Consider the following 22544-nt stretch of genomic DNA (forward strand, 5'->3'; position numbering starts at 1 on the left):
GTCGGGGCGTCAGGTCAGAAGAACGTCCAGCGGCGGGATCGTGCCCGTCGCCGTCTCGCCCTTCAGACATTCCGCCGCTGCCCGATGCCCCAGATCGAGCGACTTCTCCGGGGTCCAGCCCTGATGGATGCCCCAGATCACCCCGGCACAGAAGGCATCCCCTGCCCCGAGGGGGTTGACGACATTGGTCACCGGGGCCGGGACCAGGTCCACCACGGCGCGACGCGCGGCCCAAAGCCCAATCGCCGGCGTGTGAATAATCACCGCGTGCGCCACGCCGCCCGAAAGCAGCGCCAAGGCGGCGGCGGTGATCCCGTCGCGGTCGTCTGCCCCTGCAATCGGCAAGCCGGTGGCCAGAGCCGCCTCCACCTCGTTGAGGAACAGGTAATCGATCTGCGGCAGGGAAGCCGCCACCACCCGGGCAAACTCCGGTCCGGCCTTCGAGACGAGATCGACGCAGGTCACCATCCCCGCCGCCTTGGCCCGGGCCAACACTTTGGACGCTCCGGTCGTATCACCCTGCAGGGCATCCAAAGCGCCCAGAAGGTTCAGATAGCCCAGATAGAACAGCCCCGCCCCCTGCCCTGCGGCGTCTTCCACCGGCAGGTCAGCCTCGGACAGCAGGTCGTTGCAGCCCGGGTGATAGAAGAAGGTCCGGCTTTCTCCGGGCACTGTCATCACATGGGTATGCGCCGTCATCGCCCGGTCGGTGGAGGCCAGCCAGCGCAGATCGGCCTTGGATCCGGCAAGGGCCGCGCGGCAAGTCTGGGCGTGCAGGTCCTGCCCGACCAGACCCATGGCGTAAAGCGGCACGTCGACGCCAAAGGCATCCAGCGCCAGCAGGACATTGGCCGCCCCGCCGCCGATGCCCTCGACCTCGCGCTGGATGGTGACCAGTTCGGATTGGCCCGGCCAGCGGTCGATGACATGGACAATGTCCACGATCCAGTTGCCGGCGCAGACGATGCCGCCCTTCATGCGTAGTCCACCGCCACCGTGCGGCCTTCAATGCCGGCCTGCAATGCCGCGGTCAGAATGGCATGGTGATCGGCCGCCTCGGCCGGGGTCGCACAGGCAAAACCCCTGGCGTCGCCACCGGTCAACTCATCAACGTATGCTGCCCACATTTGCTGGATTGCATCGGTGAAGCCGAATTCGAAGATGCCGCCGGTGATGGCCGGGAACAGGGGCGTATAACCAAGGTCTTCCGTGCTCCACGCCTGCGCGCCGCCGGGGGAGTAGCGCATGAAGCTCCACTGGCGCGGGGTCTTGGTGGAGAAAGAGGCAGAGCCATGCATCCCCAGCACCTTGATCGACCACGAGTTCGCCTCACCCGGGGCAATGCGCCAGGTTTTCAGCGTCATCGGGAAATCCCCCAAGGCGTGCGGCACATGGGCATGGATCGTCGCATTGTCCCAGGTGTCACAGGCCACCATGTTGCCTTTGCCATCCGGGCGCTGGCTGACACGCTTGACCAGATCGGCCGACACGCGCGAGGGCTTCCAGCCCAGCCGCAGTGGCACGTGACAGACATGCATGCCAAGGTCGCCAAGGCAGCCATACTCGCCGTTGACCTTGGACATCCGCTTCCAGTTCAGCGGCTTGTCGGGGTTGATGTCGGAGGAGTGCAGAAAATGGCCCTCCACCTCCAGGATCGGCCCCACGGCACCGGACCGCACGAAGTCAATCACCTTCTGCGCACCGGGATAAAAGGGCATTTCAGACGAGCAGCGGACAAAGACACCGGGATTGGCGGCGATGGCGTCCATGATCACCCGGTTCTGCGCAAGGTCCATCCCGAAGGGTTTTTCACCGAACAGATGCTTTCCGGACGCCAGAATGGCCGGGTACATCTCGGCATGAAGCACATGGGGAACGGCGCAATAGACGGCATCAACCTCGGCCAGCGCCAAAGTCTCGCGGTAGTCGGTGCTGCAATGCAAAGGCCCGAGCGCGGTGGTGAACCACTCCATCAGGGCCGGATTGGTGTCACAGACTGCAACGATCTTCGGGCGGGCCTTCATGCCGGTCAGATGCATCCAGCGCGCGGCGGCAGAGGCGAATTCGCGGCCCATCAGGCCGCAGCCGATGATGGCGAAGCGGATCTCCTGCATGTCAGGCCCCCATCAGGGCGATGGCGGTATCCGCATCGGCACCGTCATGCACGATGGCCATCAGCGCCTTGGTGATCGCCGCCGGACGGGCGTGCTGCACGACGTTGCGGCCATAGACGATGCCGCGTGCGCCTTGCTTCATCAACTCCACCGTCCGCGACAGGATTTCGGCGTCCGATACCCGGCCACCACCACGCACCAGAACCGGCAGGCCTTGGGCAATCTCGATCACGCGGTGATAGTCCTGCACGTTCGTGCAAGGATCGGCCTTGATGATGTCGGCCCCAAGTTCGGCGGCCTGACGGACGAGCGGCAGGATCAGGTCAATGTTGCCATCGACCATGTAACCGCCCTTGGAATTGTCTTGCATGACCAAGGGTTCCACCATCAGCGGCATGCCGTAGATTTCGCATTCGCGCTTCAGCGCGTTCACGTTGCGGATGCAGGCACGGTACACCTCGGGCTGGCCGGGCAGCAGCAGCAGGTTGACCACGACGCAAGCGGCATCCAGCACCAGACCTTGTTCCACTGGGCGGTCGATGACTTCCGAGAAAAGCGAAGACGGCAGCGGCGTGCCGTAGACATTGGCGATGTCGGTACGCAGCACCAGCGCGGGGCGGGCCTTGCCGGGAATGGCCTGCAGGATCTTCGCGGTGCCGGGCGGCAGCTGGATCGCATCCGGGGCGGCCGCGGCAACGGTGTGGATCGACTTGGTCATGTTCTCGATCCCGCCCAGGAACGAGGTCTCGTTGAACATGCCGTGGTCGATCGCCACATCAAAGCAATTGCCCGAGGGCGCGAAAAGGCGGTTCAAGCGGGCTTGTTTCATGGCGATTCCCCAAAGGCAGATTTCGGCGCGACACTGACATGTCCGTTTTGGGCGTCAACCGGGGTTGGCTGGAATTTGCGCCTCAGGCGCCAAGAACCGAGGTTTGCACTTCGGCCGACCTTTGCACATCGCGCAGCGTCAGGCTTTCGATCAGCAGAAGGTAAGACCAGAACACCTCGGCAAAAACCTTGCGGATGCGGCAGCTTTCCTCGTCGGTGCAATCTTCGCAGCGCTGGTAGGCACGGCGCGACAAACACGGCAGGGGGGCAATCGGCCCGTCGATCATGCGCAGCAATTCAGAAATCGACACCGTCTCGGCCGGTTTGATCAGCTGGTAGCCGCCGGACCGGCCACGGGTCGAGGCGATGATGCCCGCGTTGCGGATTTCCAGCAGAATATGTTCCAGAAAACGCTTTGGCGCACCCGAGCGTTTGGCGATTTCTTCAATCGTCAAAGCCTCGGGCGCGGGCCTGGCCGCCTCGTCTGCCAAGGTCAGCAAGGCCTTGAGCGCGTATTTCATCTTTTGCGTAATCATGTTCAAGACCTAGACGGAAGCCGTCGGAGAATCAACGCGCTGCACGTCACATCGTGGCAAATTTCTTCGGTCGGGCAGCTTCGCCAAGGTCGTCCGGCCCCCGGGCGCGTGCAGCCCCCGCCCTCCCCCTTGCCTCTGTCAAACAGCGGCAATGTCGGGGAACTGCGCGCAATTGCGGCAAAGCGCCACAATGTCGTCGCAGTTTGATCCCTTTCGCCGGGACTGCCGTCCAATTTCCGCCCCACCCGACGGGTAATCCTGACCCCGAGTTTGTGTGCCCGGGGCCTGCCGGGACCTGTGAGATTGGAGAACCGCCATGACAACTTATACCGGTACCACTGGCAACGACACCCTGACCGGGGCCGCGACGAACGACCTTCTGCAGGGTCTGGCAGGCAATGACACGCTGTACGGCGGGGCGGGTGACGACACGCTGCAAGGGGGCGCCGGCGCGGACTCGATGGACGGCGGCGTGGGGTTCGACTGGGTCGATTACTCGGCCTCGGCCTCGGCGGTCACGGTCAGCCTTGCGACGGGCACAGGCACCGGCGGCGATGCGCAGGGCGATGTCATCACGCTGGGCACGGTCGAGGCGATCCTGGGTTCGGCCGGCAACGACTCGCTGACCGGCGATGGGTTCGACAACGCCCTGACCGGTGGGGCAGGCAATGACACGCTGGTCGGCGGCGCGGGCAATGACAGCATCGACGGCGGCACCGGCTTTGACTGGGTGGATTATACCGCCTCTGCCTCGGCGGTATCGGTCAACCTGGCAGGCACGAACACGGGCGGCGATGCGGCAGGCGACGTGATCGTGGCCCTGTCGGTCGAGGGTGTGATCGGCACAGCCCTGAACGACACGCTGGCCGGCGATGCGAATGCGAACTGGCTGAAAGGGGCTGCGGGCAATGACAGTCTTTCGGGGGCTGCAGGCGACGACACGCTGACAGGCGGCACTGGCAATGATGTTATCGACGGCGGCGCGGGCAATGACACCGTGGACTACGCCACCTCGTCGGCGGCGGTGAACGTCACCGTGAACGGGTCGTCCAACACCGGTGGCGATGCGCAGGGTGACGTCTTGACCACGGTCGAGAACCTGACAGGGTCGGCCTTCAACGACACCCTGACCGGGGACTCAGGCAACAACGTCCTGTCGGGTGGCGCGGGCAATGACAGCCTCAGCGGCGGTTCGGGCAACGATACCCTGATCGGCGGCACCGGCAACGACGTCATCGACGGCGGTTCGGGCACTGACACGGTGGATTATTCCGCCTCCTCGGCGGCGGTGAACGTCACGGTCAACGGGGCCTCCAACACCGGCGGCGATGCGGCGGGCGACGTTCTGACCACCATCGAGAATCTGGTGGGGTCGGCCTTCAACGACACGCTGACCGGTGACACAGGCAACAACGTCCTGTCCGGCGGCGCGGGCGATGACACGCTGAAGGGTCTGGCCGGGGCTGATACGATCGACGGTGGCGCGGGCAATGACACGGTGGATTACTCCGCCTCCTCGGCGGCGGTGAACGTCACGGTCAACGGGGCCTCCAACACGGGTGGTGATGCGGCGGGCGACGTTCTGACCACCATCGAGAATCTGGTGGGGTCGGCCTATAACGACACGCTGACCGGCGACACAGGCAACAACGCGCTCTATGGCGGCGCCTTCAACGACACGATCAGCGGCGGGACCGGCAACGACAGCCTGTATGGCGGCTCGGAAAACGACACGCTGCAGGGCGGCGCGGGCAATGACGTGATCGACGGCGGCACTGGCACGGATACGGTGGATTACACCCTGTCCTCGGCCGGGGTGAACGTCACGGTCAATGGGGCGTCCAACACCGGCGGCGACGCCCAAGGCGATATCTTGACCACGGTCGAGAACCTGACGGGTTCGGCCTTCAACGACACCTTGGCCGGGGACGGCGGGGCCAACGTTCTGTTGGGCGGCAGCGGCAACGATATCCTCACCGGCGGTGCGGGCGCGGACACGATCGACGGCGGCACCGGCACGGATATGGTGAACTACGCGGGTTCGGCTTCGGCGGTCAGCGTCACCATCGGCGGGGCCTATCTGGGCGGCGATGCGGCGGGCGATTCCGTGACCAACGTCGAGGGGGTGACGGGTTCGGCCTTCAACGACACACTGATCGGCGATGCCACGGCCAACACCCTGTCCGGCGGGTCGGGCGATGACAGCCTGAGTGGCGGGGCCGGGGCGGACACGATCGACGGTGGCGCGGGCAATGACACGCTGGATTATTCGGCTTCGACGGCGGGGGTGAATATCTCGGTCGGGACCGGCTCGGGCCTTGGCGGCGATGCGGCGGGCGATGTGGTCAGCAACGTCGAGGTCGTGATCGGCACGGGTTTTGCCGATACGCTGGGCGGCGATGCGTCCAACAACCAGCTTTATGGGGCGGCGGGCAACGACCTGCTGAACGGCGGCGCCGGCAATGACAGCCTGTACGGCGGGGCCGGCGATGACACGCTGATCGGCGGCGCGGGCAATGACGTGCTGGATGGCGGCGCGGGGATCGACACGGTTGACTACTCGGCCTCGGCGGCGGGCGTCAGCATCACCATCGGCGGCGGGGCCGGCACGGGTGGCGATGCGGCCGGTGACCTTGTCAGCAATGCCGAGATCCTGATCGGTTCGGCCTTCAACGACACCCTGTTCGGCGATGCCGGCAACAACGCGATCTACGGCGGCGCTGGCAATGACAGCCTTGCCGGCGGCGCTGGGGCCGATACGATCGACGGCGGCGCAGGTGTCGATACGGTGGACTATTCCACGTCGTCGGCCGGCGTCAGCGTCACCATCGGGGGCGGTCCGGGCACCGGCGGCGACGCTGTGGGCGATGTTCTGACCAATATCGAGGGCATCACGGGTTCGGCCTTCAACGACAACCTGACGGGCGATGCCAATGCCAACGTCCTTTATGGCGGCGCGGGCGACGACAACCTGAACGGCGGCGCGGGGGCCGATACAATCGACGGCGGCGCGGGCACTGACACAGTCGACTATTCCGGCTCGACCTCGGCGATCAGCATCACGGTCGGCACCGGCTCTGGCAGCGGCGGCGACGCCGTGGGCGATGTTCTGACCAATATCGAGGGCGTCTACGGCACCGCCTACAACGACACCATCACCGGCGACGCGTCCAACAACATCCTGGGCGGCAATGGCGGGGCGGACCTGTTGTCGGGCGGTCTTGGCAACGATACCATCTATGGCGGCACCGAAAACGACACGCTGATCGGCGGCGCCGGCAATGACGTGCTCAACGGCGGCGATGGCAGCGACACGGCGGATTATTCCGGGTCGGTGTCGGCCATCACGGTGAACCTGACCACCGGCGTCAACACCGGTGGCGACGCGGCAGGCGACACGCTGACCCAAGTCGAGAACATCATCGGCACCACCGGGGCCGACAGCATCACAGGCGACGCCAACGACAACACACTCGTCGGCGGTGCCGGGGCCGACAGCCTTTACGGCGGTGCCGGCAACGACTGGCTGACCGGCGGCACCGGCAACGACGTCATCGACGGCGGCGCGGGCAATGACACCTATGACCTGAGTGCCGCAACCTCTGCCATCACGGCGAACCTTGCGACCGGGACCTTCTCCTCCTCGTCCGAAGGGACGGATACGGTGACCTCGGTCGAGAATATCGCGACCGGCGCCTACAACGATCTTCTGACCGGCTCCAGCGGGGACAACATCTTCCGCGCTGGCGGCGGGGCCGACACGATCTATGGCGGCGGTGGCAGCGATACACTGGATTACACCACCTCCAGCGCAGGGGTGACGATCAATCTGGCCACCGGGGCGGCCTCGGGCGGCGACGCGACGGGCGATGTCTTCACCGGGATCGAAAATATCACAGGCTCTGCCTTTGGGGACAGTCTGGTCGGCGATGCCAATGACAACATCTTCATCGGCGGCGCCGGGGCGGACTCGATCGACGGCGGTGGCGGCAACGACATGTTGTCCTATGCCAACTCGTCGGCCGGGGTCATCATGGACCTCAAGGTCAACGGCTTCGGCTACGGCGGCGATGCGGCGGGCGACAACGTCACCGGGATCGAGAACCTGACGGGTTCGTCCTATGGCGACACGCTGGTGGGTGATGACAGTGCCAACCTGATCTATGGCGGCGCGGGCAATGACTCGCTGACCGGCGGGCTGGGCGGCGGCGACACGCTTTACGGTGGTCTGGGCAATGACACTTTCGTGGTCGATGCGGCCAATGACGTTGTCTTCGAAAGCGCCGGCCAAGGCACCGATCTGGTGCAAAGCAGCGTGGACTGGACGCTGGGCGCCAATTTCGAAAACCTGACCCTCACCGGGGTTCTGGGTGTCGGCGGCACCGGCAACGAACTGGCCAACGTCATCACCGGCAACACCGGCGCGGGGTCCTTTCTGCCAACGGCAGGCGCCAACCTTCTGCAAGGTCTGGGCGGCAATGACACGCTGATCGGGCTGGCCGGCGATGACACGCTGGACGGCGGCACCGGCAATGACAGCATGGTCGGCGGTATTGGCAACGACACCTATGTCGTCGACAGCCTGACGGATGTTGTGGTCGAAAACCTCAACGAGGGCACCGACACGATCCAGACCAACCTGACCTACACGCTGGCCACGCTGGTCAACGTCGAGAACCTGACCCTGACCGGCACAGACACGATCAATGGCACCGGCAACGCCCTGGCCAACGGCCTGTCCGGCAACGACGCGGCCAACGTACTGCTGGGCATGGATGGGGCGGACACCATCTACGGCAACGGCGGCAATGACACGATTGACGGCGGCAATGGCGGCGACGCGATGATCGGGGGCTTGGGCGACGACACCTATTATGTCGACTCCACCACCGACAAGATCACCGAAGGCGTCGATGCTGGCACCGACACCGTGATCGCCTCGATCACCCAGACGCTTGGGATCAACGTCGAGAACCTGACCCTGACCGGATCCACCGCGATCAACGGCACCGGCAACGCCGGCGACAACGTGATCACCGGCAACGCGGCGGCCAACGTTCTGACCGGGGGCGATGGGGCTGACAGCCTGTACGGCGGCGCCGGCGCGGACTCGCTGGACGGCGGCAACGGCATCGATTCGATGACGGGTGGGGACGGGAACGACATTTTCGTGGTCAACGTCCTGGGCGACCAGACCATCGAGGCCGTGAATGGCGGTATCGATCAGGTCAACGCCGGCATCACCTGGACGCTGGGCGCCAACATAGAGAACCTGCTGCTGACCGGGGCCACATCCAACAACGGCACCGGCAACGAGTTGAACAACGCGATCACCGGCAACTCTGGCAACAACGCGCTTTACGGCATGGCGGGCGATGACACGTTGAACGGCGGCTTTGGCAATGACACGCTGGATGGCGGCGCAGGCAACGACAGCATGATCGGCGGAGCGGGCAACGACACCTTCATCATCGACTCGCCCGGCGACGTCGTGGTCGAACTGTCAGGCGGCGGGACCGACACCATGGTCACCTCCTCCAACATCTCGCTGTTTGCCAACGTGGAAAACCTGCTGATGACCGGCTCGGCCGATCTGGTGGGCAATGGCACCGATGTTGCCAACGTTCTGACGGGCAACATCGGCAACAACGCGCTCTATGGCGGCTTGGGCGATGACAGTCTGGTGGGTGGCGCGGGCAACGACACGCTGGATGGCGGTGCGGGGGCCGACACGATGGAGGGCGGCGCAGACAATGACACCTACTATGTCGACAGCGGCACCGACCGGGTCACCGAACTGTCGGGCGGCGGCATCGACACTGTCTACGCCAGCGTCAGCTTCTCGCTGGCGACCAGCAACTATGTCGAAAACCTGATCCTGACGGGAACCGCCATCAGCGGTACCGGCAGCCTGGACGACAACACGATCACCGGCAACGCGCTGGACAATACCCTGTTCGGCGGGATCGGGAACGACACCCTGATCGGGGCGGCTGGCAACGACAGTCTGGACGGCGGCAACGGCGACGACAGCCTGGTCGGCGGTGTGGGAGACGATACCTATTATGTCGACAGCGCCAACGACACGGTCGTCGAAAACTCAGGCGAGGGCCATGACACGGTGATCGTCGCGGGCATCGACTACACCCTGACCGCCAATCTTGAGGCGCTGATCCTGGGCGCCGGCGCGCTGAATGGCACCGGCTCTGACTTTGCCAACACAATCACCGGCAACGCCAGCGCCAACAACCTGTCCGGCATGGGCGGCAATGACACGCTGGACGGCGGGGCCGGCACCGACACGCTGAATGGCGGCACCGGCGATGACAGCATGATCGGCGGCCTTGGCAACGACACCTATTATGTCGACAGCCTGAACGACGTGCTGGTCGAAGATGCGGCGACGGGCAGCGGCACCGATCTGGTGATCACTTCGGTCAACTGGACGCTGGCGACCAATTTCGAAAACCTGACACTGGACGGGCTGACCAATCTGACCGGCATCGGCAACAGTGTGGCCAATCTGATGAACGGCAACGCCGGCGACAACATCCTGTCTGGCCTTGGCGGCATCGACACGCTGAATGGCAACGATGGCAACGACACGCTGTATGGCGGGGCCGGGGCGGATGTTTTGTCAGGCGGGGCCGGAAATGACCTGCTGGACGGCGGCGCGGGGGTGGATGCGATGTCGGGCGGATTGGGCGACGATACCTATATTGTCGACTCGACGACCGACAAGGCCACCGAAGCGATCGGCGAAGGCACAGACACGGTTCTGGCCTCGGTCACCTATGTCCTGACGGCCAACGTTGAAAACCTGACCCTGACCGGGGTTCTGGCAATCGACGGCACCGGGAACGGGTCCAACAACATCCTGACCGGCAACCTCGCCGCCAATACACTCAGCGGCGGCAGCGGCAACGACACGATCTATGGCGGTCTGGGCAATGACACGCTGGATGGCGGCGTCGGCAACGACAGCATGGCGGGCGGGGCGGGCGATGACAGTTATGTCGTCAACGTCGCAACCGACCTGGTGTTTGAAAACGCCAACGAAGGCATCGACACGGTAACGAGTGCCGTGTCGCTGAGCTTGGGGGCCAATATCGAGAACCTGATCCTGTCTGGTACGCTGGCCAACAACGCCACCGGGAACGAGTTGAACAACGTGCTGATCGGCAACAGTGGCGCCAACCATCTGTACGGCCTGGCCGGCGATGACTCGCTGACCGGCAACGCCGGCGCCGATATCCTGACCGGCGGTGCGGGGGCGGATCACTTCATCTACAACACGATGACCGGCAACGGCACCGACACGATCACCGACTTCAACGCCCTGGTCGGCGGCGCTGGACAGGGCGACCGGCTGGAGTTGCATGGCATGCTGGTGGGCACCTTCTCGTATCTGGGCAGCGGGCTGTTCACCGGCGGTTCGGACAATTCAGAAGCGCGGGTGGTGGGCGGACAGGTCCTGATTGACGTGAATGGCGATGGCACTGCGGATATCACCATCAACATGACTGGGCTCACCAACGCGTCGCAACTGAGCGCGCTGGACTTCCTGTGGAGCTGATCGGCGTGGGTGGCGCCCCCGGGTCCTCCCGGTAAGGCGCTCGGCGGACCCGGCTGGGGGGTTTCACACCCCCCAGACCCCCCGTGGGATATTTGGAGAAGGCGAAATGGAAAAAGGGCGCCGGGGCAAACCGCGGCGCCCTTTGCAATTTATCGGGGGTCAGGCCTTCAGAAGGGCGTCGATTTCCGCGCGTGACGGCATCGAGGGCGCTGTGCCGGGGCGGGTGACGGAAATGCCCGCAGTGGCAGAGCCGAAGCGGACGGCCTGAACCGGGTCCTGCCCTTCGGCAAGGGCCGCGGCAAAGCCGCCGTTGAAGGCATCACCCGCGCCGGTGGTTTCCACCACTGGCCCCGCCTTGAAGGGCGGCACATGGACGGTGCGGGTGCCATCGTGGAACAAGGCCCCCTTGTCACCCAGGGTGATGATCGCGGCCCCTGCCCCCAGGGCGCGCAAGGCGCGGGCGGCGGCCTCCGCCTCGGCGACCGAGGTGACGGGCAGGCCGGTCAGCGCCTCGGCCTCTGATTCGTTGGGGGTGACGTAATCGCACAGGGACAGCATGCCATCGGGCAAGGCAGCTGCCGGCGCCGGGTTGAGGATCGTGGTCACACCTGCAACGCGGGCCAGGGTCAGCGCATGAACCGCCACCGGGATCGGCTGTTCCAACTGGGTGATGAAGACGCGGGCGCCCCGGATCAGATCGGCATTGGCATCGATGTCGGCGGTCGAGATATCTGCCGCCGCGCCGGGCGAGATGATGATGGCGTTGTTGCCGGTGCTGTCTTCAATGAAGATATAGGCCGCCCCCGTGTAGCTTTCGGGGTCTTGGGTGATGGCAGGCCGCACCCCGGCCTTGGCCCAGGTCGCCAGCGCCATATCGGCGAAGGGATCGCGGCCCAGACGGCTGACGAAATGCGTCTCGGCCCCGGCCATCGCAGCCGCCACGGCCTGATTGGAGCCTTTGCCACCGGGTCCGAGGACGAAGCTTTTGCCAAGGATCGTCTCGCCCATCTTCGGCTGGCGCGGCGCGCGATAGGCGGTATCGGCGACAAAGACGCCGAGGATGACGACCCCCTGCTTTTCAGCGCGCCCCACCTTAGTGCACCGAGCCCACGGCATCCGGCGGGATCACACCCTTGCGGAAGATGAAGCAGCCGTAGAAGCGCCGCTCGCCGGTCTGGATCACGGCGTAGGCCTCGCGGGCGCGGTCGTAGAAGTCAAACCGTTCGATCGAGATCATCTCGCGCACGCGGCCCTCGGCGGCGTTGATCTTGGCCTGCACCTCGGCCTGCACCGGTTCGATCTTGTCGGGCGCGCCGACAACTTCCATGCGGCCTGCAAAATCGTCGACGAAAGTGTCCAGCGGCAGGACCGACAGAACGGCCTCCACCGCCTCGGCGCAGGTCAGGTTGTCCATCCGCAACAATTCGCCCAGCACGGTCTGGCGGGCGATGGCATCCGAGGGGAAGTTGGTGTCGGCAATCACCAGCGTGTCGCCATGGCCCATGGCGCGCAGGGCGTAGAGCACTTCGGCATTGAGCCGGTTGTCGAGGTTCTTGAGCATGAGGCGTCTCCTTCAGGCGAAAATGTCGGTCAAGGCGGCGGCCAAAGCAACACCCAAAGTCACTTGGGCATCGGCCTCATAGTGGATGCCATCGACCGGACTGACCGCAATGACCTGACCGGCATCAAGAAACCAGACGTCAAGGCGGCTGGCCATCGCTTCGATGGCGGCTGCCAGCCCGTGGGACTTGGTGGCACCACCGGCAAACATCTCGGCCAGACAGCCCACTTCAAGGATCGGCGGCGGGGCGATCACCAGAATCTCGGGTGCGCGCCCGTCTGGGCCGGCACCCGCAGAGCGGATCAGGCGGATCAGACGGTCCAGACAAAAGGCGATGTCGGCGGCGCTGACGTGGAAGCAGTTCTTCAGATCATTCGTGCCCAGCTTCAGGATCACCAGATCCAGCGGCTTGTGGCTTTCCAACAAGGCCGGCAACACGCGGATGCCGTTGCGGTAGTCGCCTTCCATCGGGTCATCATGCACCGTGGTGCGGCCCGGATGCCCCTCGGCAATTACCTCGTATTCAGCGCCAAGCGCCTTGGCCATGACCGAGGGCCAGCGCGCCTCGTGGCCAAACCGACCTGCGCCATCAAGGTCAGGCATGGGTTTGGTGCCATGCGTGTTGCTATCACCAAAGCAAAGGATGGTCCGGGTCATCCGATGCGCTCTCCGCTGTCGTCGAAGAGGTGGATCATCTCCGGCATTGGCGCAAGATGCAGGGTCTGACCGGGTTGGAAGGCCTGACGTTCGCGCACGACAACGGTCAGTTCCATCTCTGCCGCGCGCAGAACCAGGTGGATTTCGGCGCCGGTGGGTTCGACCACCACCACCGTCACCGGCAAGCCGCTGTCTGACAGGGTCAGGTGTTCCGGGCGGATGCCGTAGGTGATCTTGCGGCCTTCCACGACACCCGACGCAGGCGGCAGCGGCAGATCGAAACCGGGGGCGGTGAAGCGCCCGCCTTTCACCACGCCGTCGATCAGGTTCATCGAGGGCGAGCCGATGAAACCTGCAACGAAAGTATTGGCCGGGCGATCATACAGGTCCAAGGGTGCGCCGACCTGGCTGATCCGGCCGTCGCGCATCACCACGATGCGGTCGGCCATGGTCATCGCCTCGATCTGGTCGTGGGTGACGTAGACAGTGGTCGTGCCCAGCCGCTGGTGCAGCTCGCGGATTTCCGAGCGCATCTGGACGCGCAGCTTGGCGTCAAGGTTCGAGAGGGGCTCATCAAAGAGAAAGACCTGCGGATCGCGCACGATGGCGCGGCCCATCGCGACCCGCTGGCGCTGGCCGCCGGACATGGCACGGGGGTAGCGGCCCAGATAGGGTGTCAGGCCCAGGATCTCGGCGGCGCGGTTCACCCGGCGGTCAATCTCGGCCTTGTCCATCTTGGCCATTTTCAGCGGGAAACCCATGTTGGCCCCTACCGTCTTGTGCGGGTACAAAGCGTAGTTCTGGAACACCATGGCGATGTCCCGCTCGGCTGGCGGCAGGTTGTTCACCACGCGGTCACCGATCGAGATCGTGCCGCCGGAAATCCCCTCCAAGCCCGCAATCATGCGCAGCAAAGTGGATTTGCCACAGCCCGAAGGCCCGACCAGCACAACGAACTGCCCGTCCTGAATATCGACATTGACCCCATGCACGACTTGCAGCGCGCCATAGGATTTCGTCAGATCGCGGATCCTGACCTCGGCCATTTTTCCTCCCGAACAGCAGGTTTTCTGCGAGGTCTCAGCCCCGAGCTTGCAAATTCGTACCCCAGCCCAAGGGCGCTGTCCATCATCTAGACATACTAACATGTTAGATGCTTGACTTGAGGCCGATGTCGCGGAAAGGTAGCGCAAGTCCGGACGACTCCGGGCCTGTATCGCGGAAAGCACAAAGACCAAGAACGCCCGTGACGGCGCAGGCTTTCCGAAACAAGAACCTGCCACGGATGGCAGAACCAATTCGGAGGAATGAATGAAAGTAGGACACTACGACTACCTCGTGAAGCACGGGCTGTCCCGTCGTGGCGTGCTCAAGGGCGCGGCCTCGGTCGGGGCGCTGTCCATGATGGGCAGCATTACGGGTTTTGTTGCGCCGGCTTTGGCCGACGACGCCCTGCGCCAGCAGATCCTTGCGATCCCGGGTGTGGGCAAAGGATCGCCCACCGACGCCGACTGGCAGAAGGTTGGCGAGCTTTGCCTCGGGCCGACCAAGGCCAATGTCAAGGAAGGCGAGTTCAAGGGCGTTGAGCTGACCTTCATGGGTCTGAACAACCAGAACCTGCACAACCTTCTGTTCCGCGGCTTCCTGAAGTCGTGGGAAACCTATACCGGCGCCAAGATCAACTGGATCGACCTGGCGCAGGCCGACTACAACCCGCGCCTGCAGCAAGCGATTGCCACCGGCACCGTTGACTTCGACATCATCGAAATGGGCGCCCCCTTCGAAGGCGACACTGCCGGCAAAGGCCTGCTGGACGAGATGCCCGACTGGGTCAAGACCCAGATCGAGATGGACGACTATGTGAACTACCTCAAGGCGCCGGTCGGCACCTGGGCTGGCAAGACCTACCGGATCACCATCGACGGCGACAGCCACACCTTCGCCTACCGCAAGGACTACTTCGGGGATGGTTCCATTTCGGGCCTGAAGGACGCGCCGACCAAGTGGGCGCAGATCGCGGAATATTCCAAGGCCGTGAAGGGCAAGAAGGACCCGCTGACCGGCCAGGACGCCGTGGGCTTCCTGGACCCGCTGAAGGGCTGGGGCGGTTTCGGCTTCTACTTCCTGGAAGACCGCGCCACGGCTTACGTCAAGTACCCCGGCAACCCGGCCTGGCTCTTCGAGCCGGAAACCATGAAGCCGATGGTCAACAACCCCGGCTGGGTGCAAGCGATCCAGGACGTGATGGACAACATCCCGAACCTGCCCGCCGACCAGATCAACGCCGACCCCGGCACGACCGCGTTCCAGCAGTTCCTTGCGGGCACGGGCTCGTCGATCTGCTGGTGGGGCGACGTGGGCTCCAACGCCAAGACCTCGGACTCGTCCGTTGTGGGCGACGTCGTGGGCTTCTCGATCAACCCCGGTGCGGACAAGGTCTACAACCCGACCACCGCCGCTTGGGAAGAAAAAGAGAACTTCGCGCCGAACATGGCCTATCTGGGCTGGGGCATCTACGTCACCAACCGCGTCTCGAAAGACGATGTGAAGCGCAAGGCGGCATGGTCGGCTGCGGCGCACCTGGGCGGCAAGGACCTGTCCTTGTGGACCACCGCCTATCCGTCGGGCTTCCAGCCCTACCGCAACAGCCACTTCAACTACGACGAGTGGGCCGCTGCGGGTTACGACAAGGCCTATATCGCGGACTATCTGGGCAGCCAGGGCGACAGCTACAACCACCCGAACGCCGCCATCGAACCGCGTATCCCCGGCATCTTCCAGTACTATTCGGTCGCCGAGGACGAACTGGCCAAGGGCTACGCCGGCAAATACAAGTCGGCGCAGGAAACGGCTGACGCGATTGCCGCCGCTTGGGAGAAGATCACCGACCAGATCGGCCGCGACAACCAGATCAAGCTTTACAAGGCTTCGCTGGGGATGTGACCCGACAGGATGGGCAGAGTGCCCATCCACCCCCATTCAGACGAGGCGCGCCGGTCCACCGGCGCGCCTTTTTTGAACAGTAGCCCCAATGATCATGCAAGGCAGTGGCGCACCACCGATTCTTGCCCCGCGGGCTTTGGGCCCTTTGTGTCCGCGTTGATGCAACGGCACGGGCCCGGGTCCTCGTTTCAGTCCTGGGTCTGGCCCAGAAGCGGCTTGCGGTCTCCGGCCATAACACGTGCGAATTGGTGACCAAGGGCGCCAACAGAGTTGTGACGCCGGGCCCCACAAGCCATGCCGCGACCTGGCAAAAAGCTTCATCTTCGGAAAACAGCGCCGGGCCAGAATTCAGGGCTTGGCCAGAGGCAGGATCGGCAATCTGCCCACCCCTCTCGCTCAAACCGCCCTGCCGCAAACGAAAACGGCGCGCAGGCTGTGCGGCGCGCCGATCGTGGAACTTTGCCCTGAGGCGTTCAGCGATGGTACAGGGTACCAAGTCCGAACAACGAAGAGATCAGCATGCCACCCCGGATCGCCGAGGTCTTGGTCTTTGGCGTGGTGATCCGCGTCATCGGCACCATATAGGCCCCACCCCGGATCGCCGACGTACGCGGGCCGCTGCGGATGATTGGGTTACTGCCGAAAATATGGCCATGCGGCAAGCGCACATAGCTGTTGGTCAAGACCAGCGGATTGCCCGGAAGGGTCGAATTGGCATAAGACGCATCAATGCTCTCTTCGACATAAGTGTCCTCTTCGGCCAGACCCAGATCGACCGAGGGCGTGCGGCCGACAATCTTGATCGCCTTGCGGGCAGCCCCGATCGGGTTGAACCCGACCTCGGCCAGCACCAGCGCCCGGCCACCGATCAAGGCGGCGGCATAGGCAGCGGCGGCTGTTGCATCAACCCGGGCGGCCTTCAGCGTGGCTGCATCGGCAGAGTGGAAGACCGTGATGCTGTCGGCATCAATGCCCCCGCGCACAAGGGCCGCGACGACGGATTGCGCCGTCGCATCGTCTGCATAAAGTCGCGTGATGATCGTCGTCATGTGGCACCTGTTTCCTTTTGGCCCAGAGGCTCTTTCATAATGAATGGTCTGCGTCGTCCGTCAACTGGCATTGCTTTCGGCAAATCTCTTCTCGGCCGTCTCCGGCCCCGGGCCAAGGTTGCGCCGTCCGAACAGGGGGAAGGCCAGCATCAGTGCCAGCACCAAAAGCCCGACCTCCAGCATGAAGACCGGAATATAGGCCTGCGCCGACGATCCGGCCACCGAGGTCCGCGCCAGAACCACGTCCCGCATCACCCCGCCAAGCGCAAACGAGACCCCCGCCGCCGTCGCCTGCACCGCGCCCCAAGCCCCAAGCGACAGCCCGATCTGCTCTCGTGGGGCAGAGCGCATGGTGGCTGTCAGCGTGCCGTGACCAAAGAGACCCGACCCGAACCCGGCCACCAGCGTGGCCCCGGTCAGCACCAGAACTGAGGTCATCTCAGCCGAGACCACGAAGAAAGCCAGGGCCGGCACGCCGATCAGCGCGCCATAGATCGCCACGTTCAAAGGCACCGCCCCCCGGCTGAGCACGCGCGAGGCCAGCGCAAAGCCCAGCAGATTGCCAAAGGCCAGATAGATGGTCAGCCGTGTGGTCTGGGCCACGGTCATCGAGAGAACCTGCCCGCCAAACGGCTCCATCAACACATCCGCCATGCCGAAACCGGCTGTGCCAAGCGCAATCACCGCCAGCAACCGGATCAGCCCCGGCCGCTCGGACAGTTTGGCCCAGGCTTGGCCGAATTTGGGGTCAGGTCCGCGCACCGCATTGCCACGCTGGCGGTCGCGCGCCTCTTGCTTCCACATGGCGTAAAAGTTCAACAGCACCGTCGTGACCGCAGACCCCTGAATGACCTGGATCAGCCGCAAGGGCGTGTAATGTTCCAAAAGCGCCCCGTAAGCCAAGGCGCTGACGATCATGCCTGCAAGCAAGCTGACATACATCAGACCTACGACCTTGGGCTGATCCTTCTCTTCAACCAAGTCTGTCGCCAGTGCCAGCCCGACCGTCTGGACGATATGGATGCCCGCCCCCACCAGCAGGAAGGCCAAGGCCGCCGCCACCTGACCGATCCAGTGCGGCGCCTGCGCCGCCTTGCCAAAGCCCGAAAGCACCAGAAGCGCGAAGGGCATGATGGCGAAGCCGCCGAATTGCAGGATCGTGCCCTTGAAGATGAAGGGCAATCGACGCAGGCCCAGCACCGATTTGAAATTGTCCGACTTGAAGCCGATCAGCGCCCGAAATGGCGCAAAGACGAGGGGCAAGGCCAGCATGGCCCCCACCAGCGTGGCCGGCACCCCCAGCTCGACAATCATCACCCGGTTCAGTGTACCCACCATCAACACCAGGGCCATGCCGACCGTCACCTGAAACAGCGACAATCGCAGCAGGCGCGACAGCGGCACCGCCTCGCTCGCCGCATCCGCGAAAGGCAGATAAGAGCCGAAGGCGGTGATCTTGCGAACGGAAAAACCCTTGATGTCAAACATCGGTCGGGACCAGTCCTGCTAAGGCTGCGGCCAGCGCCGCAGGCAAGGATATATGGGTGGGGCCCGCATGCCTGAAGTCACGGGGCCCCACGCCTGAAACCGCGCCCCCCTTTGCAAAGGGGCGACACGGCTAGTTCAGAATCCCCGCCTTGCGGGGGGCCTGCAGGACCGCATGCGCCGTGGTGCCATCCGGCATCACGATCAGCACGTCTTGCGAACCCTGAGCGAGGTAGCTTGCATTCGCAGGCTCCGTGCTCGGCGACGCCAGAAGCGCGGTTGCGGTGGTGCCCAGCGGTTTGCCGACCAGATAGTCTTCATACCAATGGGTTTTGCTCAACACCGCCACATGGACGGCAAAAGAGCCGACAGCCACTGCCGAAAGAAACAGCGGGATGCCGACGGTCGGGCTGACCACGAGCCAAATCTTCGCGTTGTTCATGATTTGCCTCCTAGCCGAGCCAAGGGGTGGAAACGGCAACCAGAATATGCGCGATCAGGGCGATAACCCCGAACACGCGGGTGCCGTCGATGAGGTAGCTGTGCACTTCTTCAGCTTCGCTCAAGGTCAGGCCGGTCGGCCAGACCTTGTTAGGATCGTTGGACATTGAAGTTCCTCCGTGCCCTCGTCGTCATTGTGGTGTGGGGCGGAATGACGACCTTCCTTCCGCCCGGCACGGCGGCCTCTGGAATAATTTCCCCGGTCTCGCTTTGCCCGATGTCAGTCTGTCACCAAAAATGTACACTGGCAACTGTAAGTTTTGATTTACACTAATACCCCTTGAAACTGCGGAGATTTTACATATTAGAACATATTGTTATTTCTTTCATATAGTTACAAAGCCAAGAGCTCCAAGGGTGGCGCTGCAATACTGGGGAATTGCCCATCAAAATGCCGCAAAAGACCCTATTTGTCACAGGGGCCCGGATTGGACATGGGTCCGGCTGATTCCGCGCGGCACCCCGTCGTAAAATCCATCGCACCGCGGGAACTGGCGGTTGCACCGGGACGCTTTGCACGATGTCCGCGCCAGTCGGGCCAGCGCCCCGACGCCGCCATCTTTTGCCGTGGCACCGCATCGCAAGGCCAAGGCTGGCGCAGCCCCGGCACCGGCCGCCCACAGCCTGCCCCGCCGCAGTTCCCCCTTTCCTCACAGGGATCGTTTCGCTAACATGCTAGTATGACATGTTTGGCAGGTCTGGGCTGGGTGGATTTTGGATGAGCGAAGGCGATCTTCTTCACGTCGTGGCGACCGACAATATAGGCCCGGCCCGGCGCGGCATCGGGCTGGCGATGATCTGGGGATCTCCGGTGGTGCTGGCCGTGGTGGCCGTGGCGCAGGCCCTGCAAACCTGGGGCGGTTCTGATTTCGGGTTCACCAACTGGCGCCCGACCCTGTACGCCTATGTGTTTTACGCCGTTTGCCTGTGTTGGGGTCAGGTTCTGGTCAAGGGAGAGCAGGGCAAACGCATCCTTTTCGTGCTGCCCGCAGCGCTTTTTGTCGTATCGTTGACGGTATTTCCGCTGCTTTTCGGGCTGATGATCGCCTTTTCGAACTGGAACCTGTCCAGCCCGGATGGCCGCCAGTTCAACGGCGTGGACAATCTGGTGCAGATGTGGAACGACCCGTTCTACTGGAACGCCCTGACCAACATGATCTGGTACGTGGTGGCGATCCTGCCCGAGTATGTGGTGGCGTTCGGACTGGCGCTGATGCTGAACGCCGACATCCGCGGCCGCAAATTCTTTCGCGTGGCCTTCCTGATGCCGCTGATGCTGTCGCCGGTCGCCGTGTCTTGGATGATCGGCAAATCGATGATGGAGACGCGTTTTGGCCCGCTGGCCACGCTGGCCAAGCACCTGGGATGGGAGAACCCCTCGTTCTTCTCCTCCCCTTGGGTGGCCAAGTCGACGATCATGCTGATGGACGCCTGGACCTTCATTCCCTTCATGATGATCATGATCCTCGCCGGTCTGCAGGCCATCCCGAAAGAGCTGCAAGAGGCCGCGCGCGTTGATGGTGCCACCGGCTGGCGCGCCTTCTGGGAGGTGACCTTCCCGCTGATGCTGCCCGTTTCGATCACCTCGGTCCTGATCCGGCTGATCTTCAAGCTGAAGCTGGCCGATATCGTGATCAACGTCACCTCCGGCGGGCCGGGGGGGGCGACGGATACGGTCACCAGCTTCATCTTCCGCGAGTACCGTGACCGCTCGAACGTGGGCTACGGCACGATGCTGGCGATGTTCTATCTGGTGATCATCATCGTGGTGATGACCCTTCTGATGAAAGCCGCGGACCGTTTCATGAAGTCGAGCTACTGATATGACCACGCAAATCTTCCGCGACTCTGCCGCAGACAACACCTTCCGCGCCAAATGGTGGACCGGTCGGGTGGTGATCTATGGCCTGTTGATCTTCTGGGCCATCGTGGCGCTGTTCCCGATCTATTGGACGATGTCGACCTCGTTCAAGATGGCGCCGGATGTGATGAAAGGCAGCCTGGTGCCGTGGTGGGATTTCCAGCCGAAATGGCTGGGCTGGAAAAGCCTTGGGCTTTCGCCCGACACCATCGGCGAGCCTTCAACGGTGCGGGGCGAATTCCTGCGTCGGTTCTACAATTCGGCGATCATCTCGGTCAGTTCATCGGTTCTGGCCGTCGCTTTGGGCAGTCTGGCCGCCTATGGCCTGTCCCGCTTCAGCTATAAGTTCCTGTGGATGAAGAACGCCGACATCAGTTTCTTCTTCCTCAGCCAGCTGATCCTGCCTCCCGTGGTCCTCGCCCTGCCCTTCCTTGTCCTTTACAAGGAATTGGCGCTTCTGGACACGCAGATCGGCCTGATCGTGCTTTACACCCTGTCCGTCCTGCCCATCGTCATCTGGATCATGCGCGACCAGTTCGCCGGCATCCCGACCGAACTGGAAGAGGCCGCCATGGTCGACGGCCAGACGATCTGGGGCGCTTATATCACCATCATCCTGCCCATCGCCCTGCCCGGCATGGTGGCCGCGCTGATCCTGAGCCTTGTGCTGACCTGGAACGAGTATTTCTTCGCCGCCCTGCTGACCTCGACCTATGCCAACACCCTGCCCGTCATGGTGGCAAGCCAGACCGGGTCGCAGGGGATTTCATGGTGGTCGATGGCTGCGCTGTCCTTCGCCGCCATCCTGCCGCTGATCATCATCGGCGTCGGGCTGGAGCGGTTCATCATCAAGGGCATGGCGGCGGGAGCGGTGAAGTGAGGCACGATTTTTCTACGAAAAATCACCGCAACGCATTTTCGGCGAAAATGCGCGAGCTACATGAATTTTCGGAGAAAATTCACCGGGTGCGGCCTTGCTGAAAGGGATCGACCAGCGGTTGAGCGCGGAAATCGTGCATGTCCTGATGCTGATGGGGCATGGGGACGATCTGGTGATCTGCGACGTGAACCACCCGGCGGTGAGCATTGCCAAGGCGACCACCTACGGCAAACTGGTGGATATGTCGGGCTGCAACCTGTTGACCGCCGCCGAGGCAATCCTGAGCCTGATGCCCTTGGACACCTTCGTCCCTGCCCCTGTCGCGCGGATGCAGGTTGTGGACGATCCGGACCGCGTGCTGCCCCTCTTTGACGCCATGCAAGCCACCTGTTCGCGCTGCGACGGGCGCGAGATCGCGCTGAACCCCTTGGAACGGTTCGACTTCTACGCCACGGCAAAGCAGGCCTTCGCCATCATCCGTACCAGCGACAGCGGTCCTTATGGCTGCTTCATCCTGAAGAAGGGTGTGATCGACTTGCCCCCGATCTGATCG

The 22544-nt window shown here is 63.5% G+C and carries 17 protein-coding genes; 5 read left to right on the forward strand and 12 right to left on the reverse strand.

All coding sequences use genetic code 11. The features are described 5' to 3' along the window. Window positions 1-9: 9 nt before the first annotated feature. The 4 genes from AC1Y2B_RS05765 to AC1Y2B_RS05780 form a co-directional block, all read right to left on the reverse strand. Window positions 10-978 (reverse strand): carbohydrate kinase family protein, encoded by a 969-nt coding sequence (locus AC1Y2B_RS05765; RefSeq protein ID WP_482252110.1) that lies wholly within the window; start codon window positions 976-978, stop codon window positions 10-12. Further along, window positions 975-2114, reverse strand: coding sequence for a Gfo/Idh/MocA family protein (locus tag AC1Y2B_RS05770; protein ID WP_482252111.1), 1140 nt, complete (start codon window positions 2112-2114; stop codon window positions 975-977). The genes AC1Y2B_RS05765 and AC1Y2B_RS05770 overlap by 4 nt, the downstream gene beginning before the upstream one ends. Before the next feature lies 1 nt (window position 2115). Then, window positions 2116-2943 carry a class I fructose-bisphosphate aldolase gene (locus AC1Y2B_RS05775; RefSeq protein WP_482252112.1) on the reverse strand — a complete coding sequence of 276 codons (828 nt, stop codon included), beginning with the start codon at window positions 2941-2943 and terminating at the stop codon, window positions 2116-2118. An 82-nt stretch (window positions 2944-3025) separates the two neighbouring features. Next, the gene (locus AC1Y2B_RS05780; RefSeq protein WP_482252113.1) at window positions 3026-3478 is read right to left on the reverse strand and encodes an RrF2 family transcriptional regulator; all 453 of its coding nucleotides are present in this window, start codon (window positions 3476-3478) and stop codon (window positions 3026-3028) included. Between the two features lie 316 nt (window positions 3479-3794). Here AC1Y2B_RS05780 and AC1Y2B_RS05785 point away from each other — a divergent pair, with 316 nt between their 5' ends. After that, window positions 3795-11054: a hypothetical protein gene (locus AC1Y2B_RS05785; protein WP_482252114.1), complete on the forward strand. Its 7260-nt coding sequence runs from the start codon at window positions 3795-3797 to the stop codon at window positions 11052-11054. Window positions 11055-11213: 159 nt separating this feature from the next. On the opposite strand, the gene rbsK is transcribed toward AC1Y2B_RS05785, so the two are convergent. Genes rbsK through AC1Y2B_RS05805 form a run of 4 tightly spaced genes read right to left on the reverse strand, consistent with a single transcriptional unit; the run spans window position 11214 to window position 14318 of the window. Further along, on the reverse strand, window positions 11214-12146 hold the full coding sequence (gene rbsK / locus AC1Y2B_RS05790; protein ID WP_482252115.1) for a ribokinase: 933 nt from the start codon (window positions 12144-12146) through the stop codon (window positions 11214-11216). 1 nt (window position 12147) lies between these two features. Next, window positions 12148-12615: an RbsD/FucU family protein gene (locus AC1Y2B_RS05795; RefSeq protein ID WP_482252116.1), complete on the reverse strand. Its 468-nt coding sequence runs from the start codon at window positions 12613-12615 to the stop codon at window positions 12148-12150. A gap of 12 nt (window positions 12616-12627) precedes the next feature. Beyond that, window positions 12628-13272 (reverse strand): SGNH/GDSL hydrolase family protein, encoded by a 645-nt coding sequence (locus tag AC1Y2B_RS05800; RefSeq protein ID WP_482252117.1) that lies wholly within the window; start codon window positions 13270-13272, stop codon window positions 12628-12630. Further along, window positions 13269-14318, reverse strand: a complete 1050-nt coding sequence (locus tag AC1Y2B_RS05805) for an ABC transporter ATP-binding protein (protein ID WP_482252118.1) — start codon at window positions 14316-14318, stop codon at window positions 13269-13271. The genes AC1Y2B_RS05800 and AC1Y2B_RS05805 overlap by 4 nt, the downstream gene beginning before the upstream one ends. Before the next feature lie 265 nt (window positions 14319-14583). Here AC1Y2B_RS05805 and AC1Y2B_RS05810 point away from each other — a divergent pair, with 265 nt between their 5' ends. Beyond that, on the forward strand, window positions 14584-16215 hold the full coding sequence (locus AC1Y2B_RS05810) for an extracellular solute-binding protein (protein ID WP_482252119.1): 1632 nt from the start codon (window positions 14584-14586) through the stop codon (window positions 16213-16215). Window positions 16216-16688: 473 nt separating this feature from the next. Here AC1Y2B_RS05810 and AC1Y2B_RS05815 read toward each other — a convergent pair whose 3' ends face one another. The 4 genes from AC1Y2B_RS05815 to pufB form a co-directional block, all read right to left on the reverse strand. Then, window positions 16689-17264, reverse strand: a complete 576-nt coding sequence (locus AC1Y2B_RS05815) for a hypothetical protein (RefSeq protein ID WP_482252120.1) — start codon at window positions 17262-17264, stop codon at window positions 16689-16691. A 60-nt stretch (window positions 17265-17324) separates the two neighbouring features. Continuing rightward, complete coding sequence (locus AC1Y2B_RS05820) at window positions 17325-18752, reverse strand: PucC family protein (protein WP_482252121.1); 1428 nt, start codon at window positions 18750-18752, stop codon at window positions 17325-17327. A 130-nt stretch (window positions 18753-18882) separates the two neighbouring features. Beyond that, the gene (locus tag AC1Y2B_RS05825; protein WP_482252122.1) at window positions 18883-19191 is read right to left on the reverse strand and encodes a light-harvesting protein; all 309 of its coding nucleotides are present in this window, start codon (window positions 19189-19191) and stop codon (window positions 18883-18885) included. A 10-nt stretch (window positions 19192-19201) separates the two neighbouring features. Further along, window positions 19202-19357: a light-harvesting antenna LH1, beta subunit gene (gene pufB, locus AC1Y2B_RS05830; protein WP_482252123.1), complete on the reverse strand. Its 156-nt coding sequence runs from the start codon at window positions 19355-19357 to the stop codon at window positions 19202-19204. Window positions 19358-19968: 611 nt separating this feature from the next. Here pufB and AC1Y2B_RS05835 point away from each other — a divergent pair. From AC1Y2B_RS05835 to AC1Y2B_RS05845, 3 genes are all read left to right on the forward strand, one after another. Beyond that, window positions 19969-21072 (forward strand): carbohydrate ABC transporter permease, encoded by a 1104-nt coding sequence (locus tag AC1Y2B_RS05835; protein ID WP_482252124.1) that lies wholly within the window; start codon window positions 19969-19971, stop codon window positions 21070-21072. A gap of 1 nt (window position 21073) precedes the next feature. Next, window positions 21074-21991, forward strand: coding sequence for a carbohydrate ABC transporter permease (locus AC1Y2B_RS05840; protein ID WP_482252125.1), 918 nt, complete (start codon window positions 21074-21076; stop codon window positions 21989-21991). 94 nt (window positions 21992-22085) lie between these two features. After that, window positions 22086-22541 (forward strand): RbsD/FucU family protein, encoded by a 456-nt coding sequence (locus AC1Y2B_RS05845; protein WP_482252126.1) that lies wholly within the window; start codon window positions 22086-22088, stop codon window positions 22539-22541. Window positions 22542-22544: the final 3 nt, after the last annotated feature.

This window comes from Stagnihabitans sp. (assembly GCF_964946895.1).